Annotated in this window: 17 protein-coding genes; 16 read left to right on the forward strand and 1 reads right to left on the reverse strand. The window is 38.0% G+C overall.

Going from position 1 to position 15,373, the window contains the following annotated elements; all coding sequences use genetic code 11:
• Together metK and PVE40_RS00855 are read left to right on the forward strand one after the other, a co-directional pair.
• Nucleotides 1–1,170: a methionine adenosyltransferase gene (gene metK, locus PVE40_RS00850; protein ID WP_235956225.1), complete on the forward strand. Its 1,170-nt coding sequence runs from the start codon at nt 1–3 to the stop codon at nt 1,168–1,170.
• On the forward strand, nt 1,145–2,383 hold the full coding sequence (locus tag PVE40_RS00855) for a site-specific DNA-methyltransferase (RefSeq protein WP_218930259.1): 1,239 nt from the start codon (nt 1,145–1,147) through the stop codon (nt 2,381–2,383). Before metK ends, PVE40_RS00855 begins: the two co-directional genes overlap by 26 nt.
• On the opposite strand, the gene PVE40_RS00860 is transcribed toward PVE40_RS00855, so the two are convergent.
• On the reverse strand, nt 2,366–2,899 hold the full coding sequence (locus PVE40_RS00860; protein ID WP_218930258.1) for a hypothetical protein: 534 nt from the start codon (nt 2,897–2,899) through the stop codon (nt 2,366–2,368). The genes PVE40_RS00855 and PVE40_RS00860 overlap by 18 nt on opposite strands.
• 126 nt (nt 2,900–3,025) lie before the next feature.
• On the opposite strand from PVE40_RS00860, the gene PVE40_RS00865 reads away from it, so the two are divergent.
• The 14 genes from PVE40_RS00865 to PVE40_RS00930 all read left to right on the forward strand — a co-directional run bounded on the left by PVE40_RS00865 (nt 3,026) and on the right by PVE40_RS00930 (nt 15,320).
• Complete coding sequence (locus PVE40_RS00865) at nt 3,026–3,655, forward strand: hypothetical protein (RefSeq protein ID WP_218930257.1); 630 nt, start codon at nt 3,026–3,028, stop codon at nt 3,653–3,655.
• On the forward strand, nt 3,648–3,860 hold the full coding sequence (locus PVE40_RS00870; RefSeq protein ID WP_218930256.1) for a DUF4314 domain-containing protein: 213 nt from the start codon (nt 3,648–3,650) through the stop codon (nt 3,858–3,860). Before PVE40_RS00865 ends, PVE40_RS00870 begins: the two co-directional genes overlap by 8 nt.
• A gap of 314 nt (nt 3,861–4,174) precedes the next feature.
• Nucleotides 4,175–5,773, forward strand: a complete 1,599-nt coding sequence (locus PVE40_RS00875; protein ID WP_218930255.1) for a terminase large subunit — start codon at nt 4,175–4,177, stop codon at nt 5,771–5,773.
• Between the two features lie 19 nt (nt 5,774–5,792).
• The gene (locus PVE40_RS00880; RefSeq protein WP_274730039.1) at nt 5,793–7,061 is read left to right on the forward strand and encodes a phage portal protein; all 1,269 of its coding nucleotides are present in this window, start codon (nt 5,793–5,795) and stop codon (nt 7,059–7,061) included.
• Nucleotides 7,027–7,698: a head maturation protease, ClpP-related gene (locus tag PVE40_RS00885; protein ID WP_062467890.1), complete on the forward strand. Its 672-nt coding sequence runs from the start codon at nt 7,027–7,029 to the stop codon at nt 7,696–7,698. Before PVE40_RS00880 ends, PVE40_RS00885 begins: the two co-directional genes overlap by 35 nt.
• 12 nt (nt 7,699–7,710) lie before the next feature.
• Nucleotides 7,711–8,907: a phage major capsid protein gene (locus PVE40_RS00890; RefSeq protein ID WP_197115142.1), complete on the forward strand. Its 1,197-nt coding sequence runs from the start codon at nt 7,711–7,713 to the stop codon at nt 8,905–8,907.
• A 19-nt stretch (nt 8,908–8,926) separates the two neighbouring features.
• Nucleotides 8,927–9,202 (forward strand): head-tail connector protein, encoded by a 276-nt coding sequence (locus tag PVE40_RS00895; protein WP_197115141.1) that lies wholly within the window; start codon nt 8,927–8,929, stop codon nt 9,200–9,202.
• Entirely contained in the window at nt 9,202–9,531 is a 330-nt protein-coding gene (locus PVE40_RS00900; RefSeq protein WP_274729988.1) for a phage head closure protein, read from the forward strand. Before PVE40_RS00895 ends, PVE40_RS00900 begins: the two co-directional genes overlap by 1 nt.
• 6 nt (nt 9,532–9,537) lie before the next feature.
• Complete coding sequence (locus PVE40_RS00905; RefSeq protein ID WP_274729989.1) at nt 9,538–9,963, forward strand: phage holin family protein; 426 nt, start codon at nt 9,538–9,540, stop codon at nt 9,961–9,963.
• 8 nt (nt 9,964–9,971) lie between these two features.
• Complete coding sequence (locus PVE40_RS00910) at nt 9,972–11,414, forward strand: glucosaminidase domain-containing protein (protein ID WP_274729990.1); 1,443 nt, start codon at nt 9,972–9,974, stop codon at nt 11,412–11,414.
• 161 nt (nt 11,415–11,575) lie between these two features.
• A complete protein-coding gene (locus PVE40_RS00915; protein ID WP_274729991.1) occupies nt 11,576–11,749 on the forward strand; it encodes an SHOCT domain-containing protein in 174 nt (57 codons plus the stop codon).
• Nucleotides 11,750–11,806: 57 nt separating this feature from the next.
• The gene (locus PVE40_RS00920; RefSeq protein ID WP_274729992.1) at nt 11,807–13,354 is read left to right on the forward strand and encodes a recombinase family protein; all 1,548 of its coding nucleotides are present in this window, start codon (nt 11,807–11,809) and stop codon (nt 13,352–13,354) included.
• Nucleotides 13,351–13,758: a recombinase family protein gene (locus PVE40_RS00925; RefSeq protein WP_218930249.1), complete on the forward strand. Its 408-nt coding sequence runs from the start codon at nt 13,351–13,353 to the stop codon at nt 13,756–13,758. Before PVE40_RS00920 ends, PVE40_RS00925 begins: the two co-directional genes overlap by 4 nt.
• The gene (locus PVE40_RS00930; RefSeq protein WP_274729993.1) at nt 13,755–15,320 is read left to right on the forward strand and encodes a recombinase family protein; all 1,566 of its coding nucleotides are present in this window, start codon (nt 13,755–13,757) and stop codon (nt 15,318–15,320) included. The genes PVE40_RS00925 and PVE40_RS00930 overlap by 4 nt, the downstream gene beginning before the upstream one ends.
• The last annotated feature ends 53 nt before the right edge of the window (nt 15,321–15,373 follow it).

The raw sequence follows: 15,373 nt of genomic DNA on the forward strand, positions 1-15,373 counted from the left end.
ATGACAATAATTAAAACAGCAGAAAGTGTTTGTGAGGGACACCCTGATAAACTATGTGATCAAATATCGGATGCCATTTTAGATGAAGCACTATCGCTGGATAATCAATCGCGAGTAGCCTGTGAAGTAATGATTACGAAAGGTCATGTATTTATAGCTGGAGAAATAACATGTAATACAAAAATAGGAATCCGCCAAGTTATTAGGCGGGTATTGGAGTCATGTGGGTATGACGCGAGAAAGTTCAAAATCCATATGCATATTCAAAAACAAAGTAAAGACATTCGAGATGGTGTAGATTTAGCTCTGGAAGTTCGAGAAGGAAGTCAATATGACGAGCTGGGTGCCGGAGACCAAGGGACAGTCTATGGTTATGCGACGAATGAAACCTATGACCGCTTACCTATGCCATTATCTTATGCCCATCAATTATGTCAACGATTAGATTCAGCAAGATGGTTAGGAACGATTGAAGGAATCCACTCAGACGGCAAGTCCCAGGTCAGTGTAGAATACAATGATGGAAAGCCGAAAAGGATTGCTGCGATTATCATTTCGATTCAACATGATGAGGATAAAAATATCGACCAATTAAAACAAGAAGTTAAATCTCGTGTTATTCTACCAGTTGTCCGTCAGGATTTACTGGATGAAGATACATTGATATTAATTAATCCGTCTGGTCGGTTTGTTATTGGAGGGCCTGACGCAGATACTGGACTAACGGGTCGTAAAATTATGGTGGATACATATGGTGGTTTAGGTGCTCATGGTGGAGGAGCCTTTTCAGGAAAAGATCCCACAAAAGTTGATCGGTCGGGTGCTTATATGGCAAGACATATCGCAAGACAAGTGATTGATGAGAACTTAGCAGAAAAATGTGAAATCGGCATATCCTATGCGATAGGCAAAGCACAGCCAGTTGCCATTTCAGTAAATACGTTTGGAACCGGTAAATTATCGGACGACAAACTAAAAGAGATTATTTTACTATCATACGATTTAAGTCCGAAGGGAATTATCGACTATTTAAATTTAAGGCATGTTAAATATCAGCGCACAGCTTGTTATGGCCACTTTAATTCGAGTCGGTTTACCTGGGAGCAAACAGCTCATAAGAAATTAACGAAGGAGGGGATTATCAATGGAGATGAGGAAGTTATCTCTTAAAGAATTAACTCCTGCTGAGTATAATCCGCGAAAAAATTTACAGCCAGGTGATGCAGAATATGAAAAATTGAAACGTTCGTTAGAAACATTCGGTTACGTTGATCCAATTATTTGGAATCAAAGAACGGAACGGGTAGTAGGTGGGCATCAGCGACTCAAGGTATTAGAAGATTTAGGGTATGAAACGATCGATTGCGTCCTTGTCGACTTAGATGAAGACAAGGAGAAAGCACTCAATGTTGCCTTAAATAAAATTAGCGGTGATTGGGATAAAGACAAACTCGTCATTTTAATATCGGACCTAGAAGCAACAGACTTTGATGTATCATTAACAGGATTTGACCCGGATGAATTAGATGATTTATTTAAAGATGATTTAAAAGAGGGGATACATGATGATGATTTTGATATGGATGAAGTACTTGGTGAACCCGCCATAACGCAGCAAGGGGATATCTGGCAATTGGGCCGACACCGCTTAATCTGCGGTGATAGTACCCAAGCCTCTACTTTTGAATCGTTAATGGGGGACCGTCAAACAAATCTGGTTGTGACGGACCCACCCTATAACGTGAACTATGAAGGAAAAGCGGGGAAAATTCAAAATGACAACCAAAGCGATGAAGACTTTTATCGGTTTTTATTAGACGTATTTCAACATTCTCACGATGTTCTAGCAGATGATGGATCGATCTATGTCTTCCATGCTGATACGGAAGGTCTTAATTTTAGGAAAGCTTTTAAAGAGGCAGGGTTTTATCTGTCAGGCACTTGTATCTGGAAAAAACAATCTCTGGTCTTAGGTCGCTCTCCTTATCAATGGCAACACGAACCGATTCTATTTGGGTGGAAGAAGAAAGGGAAGCATCTATGGTATACCGGACGAAAGGAATCAACTATTTGGGAGTTTGATAAACCGAAGAAAAATGGCGACCACCCAACGATGAAACCAGTGCCCTTAATTGCGTACCCTATTTTAAACTCTTCTTTAACCAATGGGATTGTACTGGACCCCTTTGGAGGATCCGGGTCAACGCTTATAGCATGTGAACAAACGGATCGAGTTTGTTATACAATTGAACTAGATGAGAAATACTGCGATGTGATTATCAAACGGTATATTGAACAAGTTGGAAGTGATAAAGGTGTAAGCTTAAAACGTAAAGGAAAAGATTTTACCTATTCAGATGTATTATCAAGTATTTCTGAATAATTCCTCAAGAGTTAAACGTTTAGGTAAGGAGACAGGATGAAGCTTCTCTTTACCAAAACAAACTAAAGAAATATTAGCCTGCGTTTCGTCAAGCAATTCTGGTATTTCATTTTCAAAGTCATATCTTACCCAAAATCGATCACAACCTAGCGGTGGAATTGTTAGTGGAAAGGCAGTAATATATGTAGCTTCTTTAAATCCTTTTGCTACTTCTTGGGTTGTCATAATCTGACGAGCGTCATGTAAAACACCAAAATATTCGTTTTGAATAGAAATTTTAGTTCGTTGGAGTACAGTTTGTTTTCTGGAATGATTGGTAATAGCTAATTCTAGAAAAAGAACGTTTGATTTTATCCGATAGGTGTTTTTAACTTCAACGGTTAAATGAGTCCGGTTATCTAACCATTTTGAGATTAAGTTCCAAATTGACAAGAAAAATCCAATGATTGCAATCCATAAAGTAATCGAATCTTTGCTATTGATAAACCAGGTATTGAAAGTTGTTAACCATTGCATAAAATCAGCTCCTTTATTTATAGTATATCTTATCATGTGTAATAAATGCTATTTAATCACTGATATGACTGGACTTTTACTCCGTTTAGAGTGATATATGTACATGAAGAAAAGGAGGGGGAAATCATGCAAATAATGTATGAATTAGAAAGTCGTAAACGTAAAGAACTTTGCGAAGTCATATCAAAGGCAACTGGTGAGGCGATAAAGTATCTTGGCACACCCACATATGCTTATCAAATTGGGGAAATAAAGGTTGAACGCGATGCGACAGTCGTTGGTTTAAATGAAAAAGTCCATCAAGTGATTCTTGAAGCCGGATTTAGAGTGATAAATCAAGAAAATGAAACTGGCTTTGCTGTTTCAGTGCCGTTAATTGAAGCCGGTGAATTGGGCAAATTAGAAAATCTATTAACTGCCAAAAGGGTGCTAATTGAAAAAGCCTTAAATGCTGACAGGGTTTGTTTTGAAGTGAAAAGTGATCATTTAGAATTTCCTTGGTTCGATGAACAACCGGATCAAGAAGTCATACAAGCCACAGTCATATTCATTGAGAAAACCATTCAGTACGTAAAAGAACGGAAATTTATTTCAGCAAAAGAAACGCAAACGGATAATGACAAATATACTTTTAGGACATTTTTACTGGCAATTGGGATGATAGGACCGGACTACAAAGACGTAAGAAATATCTTACTTAAAGAGTTATCCGGAAATAGTGCTTTTAGGTTCCCAAAGGAGGTCCAAAATGGATAAGCGAATTTTAGAAATTATCAAAAAACGATACCCTCTTGGCAGTCGGATTGAATTAGTTCAAATGGATGATGTTCAAGCTCCTCCTGTGGGCACATTAGGAACCGTTGTAGGAGTCGATGATATTGGTTCCATTATGGTTTCTTGGGATAACGGTTCTTCATTAAACGTACTATATCAAAAGGATAAAGTTAAGAATATATATTAACTTCTATTTTTATACAAGATATAATATATTTATAATAAAAAATCATATATTTCTAGGAGGTTAATATGAATTGTGCAAATTGTGGTAATGATGATCAAGATTGGCTTTGTGATGAAGGTGATACAGTGTACTGTCAAAAATGTTATCATAGGACGCTTCTATCGACCGGTGAGTTGGATGAAATCGAGTGTAAATATTGTCATAATATGAGAGATAGAACAGCCTATTATTGTCGACATTGTAATATGGCTCAATAATTTCTAAAACCAGAGGACTCTTAAAGAGTTTTCTGGTTTTTTTTGGGAGGGAGACGATTGAGAAAACTTAAAAAGTATGTACCTACACAATTCAAGGAAAAGACATCAGTATATGATAAAGAAAAAGCGGATTACGCAGTAGATTTTATTGAATGTTTAACGCACACCAAAGGTCAATGGGCAGGCAAACCATTTGAATTGATTGATTGGCAAGAACAAATCATCAGAGATTTGTTCGGCACCATCAAGCCCAATGGGTATCGGCAATTTAATACCGCCTATGTTGAGATTCCTAAGAAACAAGGGAAGTCAGAACTTGCAGCAGCGTTAGCGCTATTACTCACTTGTGGGGATGGGGAAGAACGAGCCGAAGTATACGGTTGTGCAGCAGACAGACAACAAGCTTCAATTGTTTTTGAAGTGGCCGCTGATATGGTGCGGATGTGTCCTGCCTTAAATAAACGCGTAAAAATTCTTGCCTCACAAAAAAGAATCATTTTTCATCCCACTAATAGTTTTTACCAAGTTTTATCGGCAGAAGCCTACTCGAAACATGGGTTTAATATTAGTGGGGTTATTTTTGATGAACTCCATACACAACCTAATCGTAAATTATTTGATGTTATGACGAAAGGTTCTGGGGACGCGAGGACACAGCCTTTATATTTTTTAATTACAACAGCAGGTAACGATACTCAAAGCATTGGTTATGAGGTTCATCAAAAAGCGGAGGATATTATAGAAGGTCGCAAAACGGATCCTACTTTTTATCCAGTCATTTATGGAGCGAAGGAAGATGAGGATTGGACCGATCCAGAGGTTTGGAAAAAAGCGAATCCCTCCTTAGATATTACTGTAGCTATGGAAAAAGTCGAAGCAGCCTTTGAAAGTGCCAGACAGAATCCGGCGGAGGAAAATTCATTTAGACAGCTTAGATTGAACCAATGGGTGAAACAAGCGGTGCGGTGGATGCCAATGGATAAATGGTCCGCCTGTGATTTTCCAGTAGACCCTGAGCGCCTGAGAGGCAAGGTATGTTATGGCGGATTAGATTTATCTTCTACGACAGACTTATCGGCATTTGTCCTAGTCTTTCCTCCAGAAGATGAAGAAGATAAATATGCAGTGCTACCTTACTTTTGGATGCCGGAAGATAATGTGGCACTTAGAGTAAGTCGAGACCATGTACATTATGATCAATGGATACATAGTGGAGATTTATTAACGACTGAAGGTAATGTCGTTCATTATGGGTATATTGAAAAGTTTATAGAAGAACTCGGAACGCAATTTAATATTCAGGAAATAGCCTTTGACCGTTGGGGAGCAATTCAAATGTCGCAAAACTTGGAGGGAATGGGTTTTACTGTGGTTCCATTTGGGCAAGGATTTAAAGACATGAGTCCTCCGACCAAAGAATTAATGAAACTGGTTCTTGAAGAAAAAATTGCTCATGGTGGTCATCCAGTTTTACATTGGATGGCGGATAACATCTTTATTAAGAAAGATCCAGCTGGAAATATTAAACCAGATAAGGAAAAATCATCTGAAAAAATTGATGGGATAGTCGCAACGATTATGGCATTAGATCGAGCCATTCGAAATGCTGGGAAACATGGTTCGGTGTATGAAGACCGAGGTATTTTACTGTTATAAATGAGGTGATAAATTGAAAATGTTTGAACAATTAAAAATGTTATTTCGATCGAGAGATAAGCCGACCAATTTTACAAATAGTCGCTTATCTTTTTTATTTGGCTCAACCCCTTCTGGCCAACAAGTTAATGAAAGGACGGCCATGCAGTCAACAGGAGTGTATGCCTGCGTTCGTATTCTGTCCGAGTCTGTTGCGAGCTTACCTTTGCATTTATATCGTTATGAAGACAATGGCAGCAAAGTTAAAGCACGAGAGCACCCTCTCTACTTTCTATTACATGATGAGCCCAATGAAGAAATGACGAGTTTTACTTTCAGAGAAACGATGATGTCACATCTGCTCCTATACGGAAATGCCTATGCTCAAGTGATTCGCAACGGTAGAGGTGATGTGTTAGGAATGTACCCATTGATGCCTAATCAAGTAGAAGTTCAAAGAGCGAAGAATAATGAATTGATTTATGTTTACACCAAAACCTCTGATGGCTCAGGTAGAGAAGAAAAGATATCACTAACTAGATCAGAAGTGCTTCATATTCCGGGTTTGGGCTTTGATGGGCTGATGGGGTACAGCCCCATTGCGATGGCTAAAAACGCGATTGGTATGGCGTTGGCTACAGAAGATTATGGGGCTAGGTTTTTCGCGAATGGTGCAACACCCGGAGGCGTTTTACAGCATCCAGGGATTGTCAAGGATCCGGAACGGTTAAGAGAAACGTGGCAATCACAATTTTCTAAAGGGAATGTTCATCGAGTCGCGGTGTTGGAGGAGGGGATGAAATTCCATCAATTAACGATTCCACCTGATCAAGCCCAGTTTTTAGAAACAAGAAAATTTCAGTTGAATGAAATTGCGCGAATATTTCGAGTGCCGCCACATATGATTGGAGATTTAGACCGCTCTAGCTTCAATAATATCGAGCAACAATCCATGGAATTTGTGAAATACACACTAAATCCTTGGCTCGTTCGTATTGAACAAGCAATTCACCAATCACTGTTTTTTAAAGATGAGAAAGATACCTACTTTGTAAAGTTTAATGTAAGTGGACTTTTACGAGGTGATTATGAGACGCGAATGAATGGTTATGCTGTAGGACGTCAAAACGGTTGGCTTTCAGCAAATGACATTCGAGAGTTAGAAGACATGAACCATATCAGTGATAAAGAGGGTGGCAATCAATATTTAGTGAATGGCAACATGCTTCCACTGGATCAAGCGGGGGCTTTTTATAAAGAGAGGATAGATGCAGATGACCGTATTTTGGAATTGGAAGAAGACAAATAATGAAAGTGTAAGGGAGCTGGTAATGGATGGAGTCATTGCTGAGAATTCCTGGTTAGACGATGAGGTCACACCTCAACTATTTAAAAATCAATTAGATGAAGGAGATGGGCCTATTATTATTTGGTTGAATTCTCCGGGAGGTGACTGTATTGCAGCCAGTCAAATTTATACGATGTTAATGAATTATCCCAATGAGGTAACAGTTCGAGTAGACGGGCTTGCTGCTTCTGCTGCCAGTGTGATTGCAATGGCCGGAACAACTGTGGAGATGGCACCAACCTCTCTCATGATGATTCATAATCCATTAACAGCGGTGATGGGAAGCAGTAAAGAAATGAGTCGAGCGATTGTTATGTTAGAGGAAGTGAAAGAATCAATTATTAATGCCTATGAACTAAAAACTGATTTATCAAGAGAAGAATTGTCTAAGATGATGGATGCTGAAACTTGGATGAATGCGAATAAAGCCAAAGAACTCGGCTTCTGCGATGTGATTTATCAAGGTGATAAAGAGCTTGCGTTATCAAATTATTCTTTTTCAACGAAGCAATTAGCTCTTGAATTTGTCGCGAAGTTAGAAACTAAATACACACCGATTCAATCATTTTATGATCGCTTAGAGCGATTGAAATATTAGGAGGAAAATTTAATGAATAAATTACAAGAATTAAGACAAAAACGTGCTAAAGCTTGGGATCAAACCAAGGATTTTTTAGATGATTGCTATAAAGTGTCAGATGTCTTATCAGCAGAAGATACGCAGCGCTATGAAGCGATGGAGGAAGAAGTTATTTCTTTAGGTCATGAAATTGAACGTTTAGAAAAACAACTAGAAATGGATAAAGTGATGAACCAAGCTACTTCACAAGGTATTGTCACATCACCGCAGAGTACAAAAGAAATTGCGTCAGGGAAAGCTAGCCCAGAATATGAACAAGCATTTTGGAATGTAATGCGCGGTAAGAATAGCGGTGTTATACAGAATGCACTGCAGGTTGGAACGGATTCAGAAGGTGGGTATTTAGTCCCAGATGAATTTGAACGACAATTAATAGAAGGATTAGAGTCAGAAAATATCTTCCGCCGCATTGCGAAAGTCATTCAAACGAGTAGCGGTGAACGAAAAATTCCAGTGGTCGCTTCAAAAGGAGATGCTTCTTGGATGGATGAAGAAGGGTCCTATGTTGAGAGTGATTTGAGTTTCAATCAAGTTTTATTAGGAGCTCATAAATTGGGGACTTTAGTAAAAGTATCAGAGGAATTATTAAACGATTCTGCGTTTAATTTACCAAGTTATATTGCGCGTGAGTTTGCTCGCCGATTAGGATCTAAGGAAGAAGAGGCCTTCTTAGTAGGGGATGGGGTTGGAAAACCATTAGGGCTACTTTCTGATAATTCTGTGGAGGTAGGAATTACTACTACTTCTGATAAGGCAATCACTTTCGATAATCTTATTGATTTATATTATTCCGTTAAAGAGCCTTACCGTAAAAATTCAGTATTCATTATGAATGACCAAACGGTCAAAGCCATTCGTCAGCTAAAGGATACTAATGGCCAATATATCTGGCAGCCATCTTTAGTGGCCGGTACACCAGATAAAATTTTAAACTGTCCTGTCCTAACCTCTCCTTATGTTCCGGAAATTGCAGCTGGAGCAACCACTGTGATTTTTGGTGATTTCAGTTACTACTGGATTGCGGATCGAGAAGGACGCAGCTTTAAACGATTAAATGAATTATATGCGACGACAGGTCAGGTTGGTTTTTTAGGGTCACAAAGAGTGGACGGAAAGCTGATCTTACCAGAAGCTGTTAAGTTATTAAAACAAAAAGCAGGAGCATAATAGTTAGTAGGTGAATGTAATGGTAGTTAGTTTAGAAGAAGCAAAGCTATTTTTAAGGGTAGAGAATGAAGTTGAAGATAGTCTGATTACTCAACTCATTCAATCCTCCCAGCAAACTGTAGAAAATACATTAAGACACTCATTGACAGAATATGATGAAGTCCCAGCAGATATTATCATGGCTATCCTTTATGGGGTAGCCTATTTATATGAAAATCGAGAAACTGCAGATTTTAAATCCATGATTCAGTTAATGAGGGCGATTCTGTTTCCTTATCGAAATGAGGTTTTTTAATGAATATTACGATCAATGATTTAAACCAAAGAATGAGTTTTGCAGAGGAACGCACATTAGTGGATGAATATGGGACGCCATATGGGAAAGAGTATGTTGAATTTGGATCCGCATGGGCTCATGTATCAAATCTTCATGGTGATGAGTATTATTCAGCTTTAGGATTATCATTAGAAAAGGAATTAAAATTTACAATCCGGTATCGAGACGACATTTCTGAAGATACTGCGATAACGTTTAGAGACAATGTTTATAACATTACCTTTATCGATAATATCCGCTATCGCAATCGATTTATGGAATTACGTGCATCTTTGAGAGGTGGGTGAAGACGATTGAAAACACTATTAAATTCAAATGTAGTAAATAATACAAGCGCAATTGTTGGCGGCATTTTGGGATGGTATCTGGGGCCAATAGACGGTCTACTGACATTTCTTGTTGCTTTGGTTCTATCGGATTATGTGACTGGTTTATTAAGAGCCTACCATGATCATGAATTGTCGAGTCGAGTAGGGCGTAAAGGTATTACCAAGAAATTTATGATTTTCGTCATTGTAAGTCTAGCTAACTTATTAGATGTTCATATTTTTGGAGGAGAGTCCGCAGTGTTGAGAACAACAATAATCAGTTTTTATGCCTCAAATGAAGGATTGTCAATATTGGAAAATGCGATTCAAATAGGGTTGCCAGTTCCTGCCAAAATCAAAGAAGCGCTCAAACAAATTAATCAGTCTGAAGATAAAGATTCGGAAAGTTAGGAGGAATTATGGAATTAAATTATCAAGGTGCTACCTTCGCGTTAGAGGTTATTCAGCTTATATTAGACAAATCAAAAACTTACTTAATATTACCTTCCTTATTAATTACACAACTACATGTTGAAAGTATGTGGGGCAAGAGTCCGGTTGCGATTCAAAATAATAACTTATCGGGTATGAGTATGCCTTTTAATGAAGAAAGTTTAGATGTTGTAGTGAGACCTTCAGGGATTACTGTGACCAAAGGAAGTAAGCGACCGGATAGAGAAGGGGGGTATTATTATCGATATCATTCGTTAGAGGACTTTGTTGATGATTGGACCTACTTATTACGTCCTGGAGGAATTTATAACGTGAGTGGTCAAAGAGAGTTTGAAGTAGCTGTTAAAGGTCTATTTAAGGTGGGCGGTGCAAAATATGATTATGCAGCGATTGGCTATAAGAATTACTTAAAACTAATGATTGCTAGAAGAAAAGCAATTAACGCAGCAAATTCAGGGGCGTTGGATATATTAGATGAAGGAGGAATGCAGATGCCTGTAAGTGCAAATAATATAATACAAGTAGCAAAAAAATACCTTGGTATGACTAAACAATCAACTAACCATAAAAATTTAATTGACCGTTATAATCAGGTGAAGCCATTACCAGTGGGCTATCCTGTAAAATATACCGATGATTGGTGTGATGCCTTTATAACTGTTATATCCGATGAAGCAGGGGCAACAGACTTAATTGGGCGGGAGTGTGGGGTCGAACGTCATAAAAATATCTTTAAACAAAAAGGGATCTGGTATCAACTTAAATCTTCTGAGAACACATACTTACCTTTGCCAGGTGATATCGTTATTTTTAGATGGGATCATCTACGAACAGGCTGGGCACAACACATTGGGCTGGTAGAATCGGTATCTGGAAATAACATCAATACAATAGAGGGGAATGCGATTATTAATGGTGTTTCGCAAGTAGCCAGAAGAAGCTATCATAAGTATTCTAGTACCATTCAGGGCTATGCAAGAGCGCGTTATGGTTTTGTGACATCCAACAGAGGACTTCCTATTCAAGAAGTAGCACGTGAAGTGATTCAAGGAAAATGGGGAAATGGAAATGCTCGGACACAACGATTAGAACAAGCCGGCTATGATGCGGTAAAAGTTCAAAAAGAAGTGAACCGTCAAATCCAACCCATTACAAAGGAGCAGTTAGTTGGTGAAATTATTTCCGGAAAGCATGGCAACGGTCAAGAGAGAATTCAAAGCATTCGTTCACTGGGGCATGATCCAGAACTGATACAAAAAGCAGTAAATGAGAAGTTAAAAAATGATAAAGACCTAATTACATTGTCTTCTGAACAAGCAGCAGGTGGTGAGCAGCCTCAACCAAGAAAAGGAGAAGGTGAAGTCGAAGTAGATGGCGTAATATATTTAGTAACCATGAAAGAGAAATAATAAGATGACCTACTAGCATTCTGTGCTGGTAGGTCTATTTTTTTGCCTAAATTTTTTAGACCGTCCGAATTCATTCATTCTCCTGGCTAATAGTAAGAGGGAGACTAACTTACAAAAGAACTCACCTCTATTTTGGCGATAAAGCAATAAGGAGGAGAACGATGAAAGACAAAATAACAACATCACAATTTTATGGTGAAATAGATTATTTTCTGTCTGAACAAGCCTTAAATGAATTAAAGGAAGTCGGTCTAATCACCGAGGAGGAAAAGGCGGAAATACATCAATTAAACTTAGAAAAATTCAATCCATACTTAAAGGATTTACTGGCCTAAAACGTTGATAGTATAAGGTTTGAGAGGTAATATGTGACTGCCGAAGGAGGTGAGATTATGAAGAAAGTAACAAAAATAGAAGCGGTGCAGCAACCGTTAAATAATAATCGAACTCGTGTAGCAGCTTACTGTAGAGTGTCAACGGATAGCGAAGAACAATTAGGTTCTTTAGAAAGTCAAGTGGCGCATTATGATCAACTCATTGATTCTCATCCAGAATGGGATAAAGTAGGGATCTATTCGGATGATGGTATTACCGGAACGAATATGGAGAAACGGCCAGGTCTACAATCTCTAATTGATGATTGCAAGCAATTAAAGATTGACCTTGTGTTGATAAAATCCATTTCAAGATTTTCAAGAAACATCTTGGAATGTTTAACCGTAGTCAGAGAATTAAGTGCGTTAAAAATAGCTATTCATTTCGATAAAGAAAACTTGAATACACAACAGATGGATGGTGAATTATTACTATCCTCAATGAGTATCTTAGCGGAGAATGAATCACGAACAATATCCGAAAATATCAAGTGGGCATTGAGAAAGCGCGTTGAGAATAATTCCTATCGACACATTAGTGCACCATATGGTTATAAAGTTATAAATAATAATCTAGAAATAGATGAAAAGGAAGCAAGGATTATCCAAGATATTTTCGAAAGCTATCTGGCTGGGGAAGGGACTTATCGCATTGCCAATAAGCTCAACTCTAAAAATATAACTCCGCCTAGGAAAGAGATATGGCGAGAAAGTACGATTCTGTATATTTTGACAAATGAACGTTATGTTGGAGATTTTTTGTATCAAAAAACATACACTGACTCGGAATTTCAGCGTCATGTTAACGACGGTGACGTTGATATGTTATACATTCCAGATAATCATGAGGCTATTATTTCAAGAGAAGACTTTGAAAAAGTTAAGGATTTACTCAGTAATCGAAGTGAAACCAAAGTAAGTCGAGGCAATACTGTCTACCCCTTGACGAAGAAAATAATATGCGGTCATTGTGGAAGTAATTATAAAAGGAGAATTCACTATTCCACTAATCAAAGCAATTACATAGCTTGGTGCTGTCCTACGCATATCAGTAACAAGGAACAATGCCCGATGAAATTTATAAAAGAAACTGACATTCAAGCGGCATTCATGACCATGATAAACAAGCTAATATTTGCTAGAGAAGAACTTATTGAAGAAACGATTGACGCTTTTAGTGAAACATCTTTTGTCACTCAAAACCGATTGAATCTTGTAGAGGAAAAAATTATGGATTGTCAGAATAACATCCAAACACTTACGGAACTCAAGAGTAGTGGGTTGATAGATGTTGAATTTTATCATCAGTACTTGAACCGAATTGAACAAGAAAAGAAGAATCTGTTGAACGAAAAACGAACTGTTCTTGAGGAAGATGAAAATAAATTAATTCGATTTCAAGAATTAAAGAAACTGAATCAATTTTTGAAACGAAGGAATCCATTTAATGAGCATGAGGATAGTGTATTAAGTGAATTCTTAGAAAGGGTAAAAGTAGAGAATCGAGAAACCTTTCATTTTTATCTAAAATGTGGTTTAAGATTTACGGAAAGGAGTAGCCAATGAAAACCTATTACGGATATCAGATAAAACATGGTGAAATAACAGTCGATGAAAACGAAGCGAGAATAATTAGGGACTTATTTGAAATATACTTAACTGGAAAGTCTTTGGTTAAAGTGGGTGAAGAAGCGGGCCTCAATAAAACCCATGGATTTATTGGTAGGGTTCTGGCAAATCCAATATATATGGGGACCGATTTTTATCCGGCAATTGTTTCAATAGAACTATTTGAAAAAGTTCAAATGGAACGTGAGAGGCGAAAAAATAAGCTAGGACGAAACTTTGAGTGTAAGCCCCTTAAAATGTCTATCTCTACTAAGTTTCAATGGAAGGAAAAAGCCAAATTACCACGAGACCCCCTACGAAAGGCATCAGTGCTGTATGAAAGCATAGAGGTGGAAGTATGAAAGATAAAAGAGTTATGGTAATTCCAGCTCGTAAAAAATTACAAGAGGGTGCATTAGATAAAGAACATCCAAAATTGAGAGTCGCTGCTTACTGTCGAGTATCTACAGAAAGTGAAGAACAAACTGGAAGTTTCGAGACCCAGGTTAGTCACTATACGAATTATATTAACAAAAATCCTGACTGGCGATTAGTTGATATTTATGCGGATGAAGGTATTTCAGGGACTAATACTAAGAACCGGCGCGAATTTAACCGGATGATAAATGAGTGTTTGACAGGAAATATTGATTTAATCATCACAAAATCAATTTCAAGATTTGCTAGAAATACCTTGGATTGTCTAAAATATATTAGACAGCTAAAAGCAAAGAATGTAGCAGTGTACTTTGAGAAAGAAAACATTAACACTTTGGATTCAAAAGGGGAAGTTCTGATTACCATCATGGCATCTCTTGCTCAGCAAGAAAGTGAATCTATGAGTAAAAACATCAAGTTAGGATTACAATATCGATATCAACAAGGCCAGGTGAAATTTAATACAACCCGGTTCTTAGGCTATGATTCCGATGATGAAGGTACGTTAATCATTAATCAGGAACAGGCAAAGGTGGTCAGGCGCATCTTTAAAGAATACCTTGAGGGGAAAGGGACGGGACGAATTGCACGAGGCTTGATGAACGACAAAATCCCAACGGGATCCGGCAAACTAAAATGGTCGGGAGATAGTATTAACCGCATTATTAGCAATGAAAAATATATGGGAGATGCCTTACTTCAAAAAACCTATACTGTGGACTTCCTCACCAAAACGCGGGTGGAAAATGACGGGACAGTCCCACAGTATTATATCGAAGACAACCATGAGCCGATTGTTTCCAAAGAAACCTTTCATTTGGCTCAACAAGAAAAGGCTAGAAGAAGTAACTTATATTCAGGCAAACGAAAACAGAAGCGAGTGTACCAAGGGAAGTATGCCTTATCAGGCAAAGTGATTTGTGAACACTGTGGGGATATTTTTAGACGAGTAAAATGGAACAGTCGAGGAAGTAAAGCGACTGTCTGGCGGTGTGTGACTCGCCTTACTGACCATACGCAATGTCAGGCGAGAACGGTTAAGGAAGATCTCCTTCATGAAGCAGTATTAGAGGCGATTAATGAGTTCATAGGAGATAAAGGTAACTACTTGAAAGTTTTGGAGAAAAATATTACCCAAGTTCTTAATAACAAATACGATGAAACAGCGGAAGATGTTGATAATCAGTTACACGATTTACAAAAGCAATTATATCAATTTGCAAATCAGAAAGAAGACTATGAACGCATAGCAGAGCGAATATTTAAACTTCGAGAAAGGAAACAGCAACTTTTAATTGAGAATGCAACCAATGAAGAGAAGCGGAGACGCTGGTCAGACATCAAAGCTTTTTTGAAAACTCAGCACACTCGTCTGGAGGAGTATGGTGAGGGTTTGACGAATCGATTGGTCGAGGGAGTGGTCATTAAGGATGAATGTATTGAAGTCGAGTTGAAGACTAGGGACATAATTAATATTGACAAATAAGAGAGACATTGGGCTATGCAGTGATGCTGCATAGTTTTATGTCTCTCTTTTTG

It is taken from the genome of Jeotgalibaca caeni (assembly GCF_028863945.1).
Lineage (GTDB): Bacteria > Bacillota > Bacilli > Lactobacillales > Aerococcaceae > Jeotgalibaca > Jeotgalibaca caeni.

Coding starts and splice junctions, on each gene's coding strand:
- PVE40_RS00885 (WP_062467890.1), top strand. CDS start 7,027: ATGACCGTATTTTGGAATTGGAAGAAGACAAATAATGAAAGTGTAAGG.
- PVE40_RS00890 (WP_197115142.1), top strand. CDS start 7,711: ATGAATAAATTACAAGAATTAAGACAAAAACGTGCTAAAGCTTGGGAT.
- PVE40_RS00915 (WP_274729991.1), top strand. CDS start 11,576: ATGAAAGACAAAATAACAACATCACAATTTTATGGTGAAATAGATTAT.
- PVE40_RS00860 (WP_218930258.1), bottom strand. CDS start 2,899: ATGCAATGGTTAACAACTTTCAATACCTGGTTTATCAATAGCAAAGAT.
- PVE40_RS00900 (WP_274729988.1), top strand. CDS start 9,202: ATGAATATTACGATCAATGATTTAAACCAAAGAATGAGTTTTGCAGAG.
- PVE40_RS00910 (WP_274729990.1), top strand. CDS start 9,972: ATGGAATTAAATTATCAAGGTGCTACCTTCGCGTTAGAGGTTATTCAG.
- PVE40_RS00855 (WP_218930259.1), top strand. CDS start 1,145: ATGGAGATGAGGAAGTTATCTCTTAAAGAATTAACTCCTGCTGAGTAT.
- PVE40_RS00930 (WP_274729993.1), top strand. CDS start 13,755: ATGAAAGATAAAAGAGTTATGGTAATTCCAGCTCGTAAAAAATTACAA.
- PVE40_RS00895 (WP_197115141.1), top strand. CDS start 8,927: ATGGTAGTTAGTTTAGAAGAAGCAAAGCTATTTTTAAGGGTAGAGAAT.
- PVE40_RS00870 (WP_218930256.1), top strand. CDS start 3,648: ATGGATAAGCGAATTTTAGAAATTATCAAAAAACGATACCCTCTTGGC.
- PVE40_RS00880 (WP_274730039.1), top strand. CDS start 5,793: ATGTTTGAACAATTAAAAATGTTATTTCGATCGAGAGATAAGCCGACC.
- PVE40_RS00925 (WP_218930249.1), top strand. CDS start 13,351: ATGAAAACCTATTACGGATATCAGATAAAACATGGTGAAATAACAGTC.
- metK (WP_235956225.1), top strand. CDS start 1: ATGACAATAATTAAAACAGCAGAAAGTGTTTGTGAGGGACACCCTGAT.
- PVE40_RS00865 (WP_218930257.1), top strand. CDS start 3,026: ATGCAAATAATGTATGAATTAGAAAGTCGTAAACGTAAAGAACTTTGC.
- PVE40_RS00920 (WP_274729992.1), top strand. CDS start 11,807: ATGAAGAAAGTAACAAAAATAGAAGCGGTGCAGCAACCGTTAAATAAT.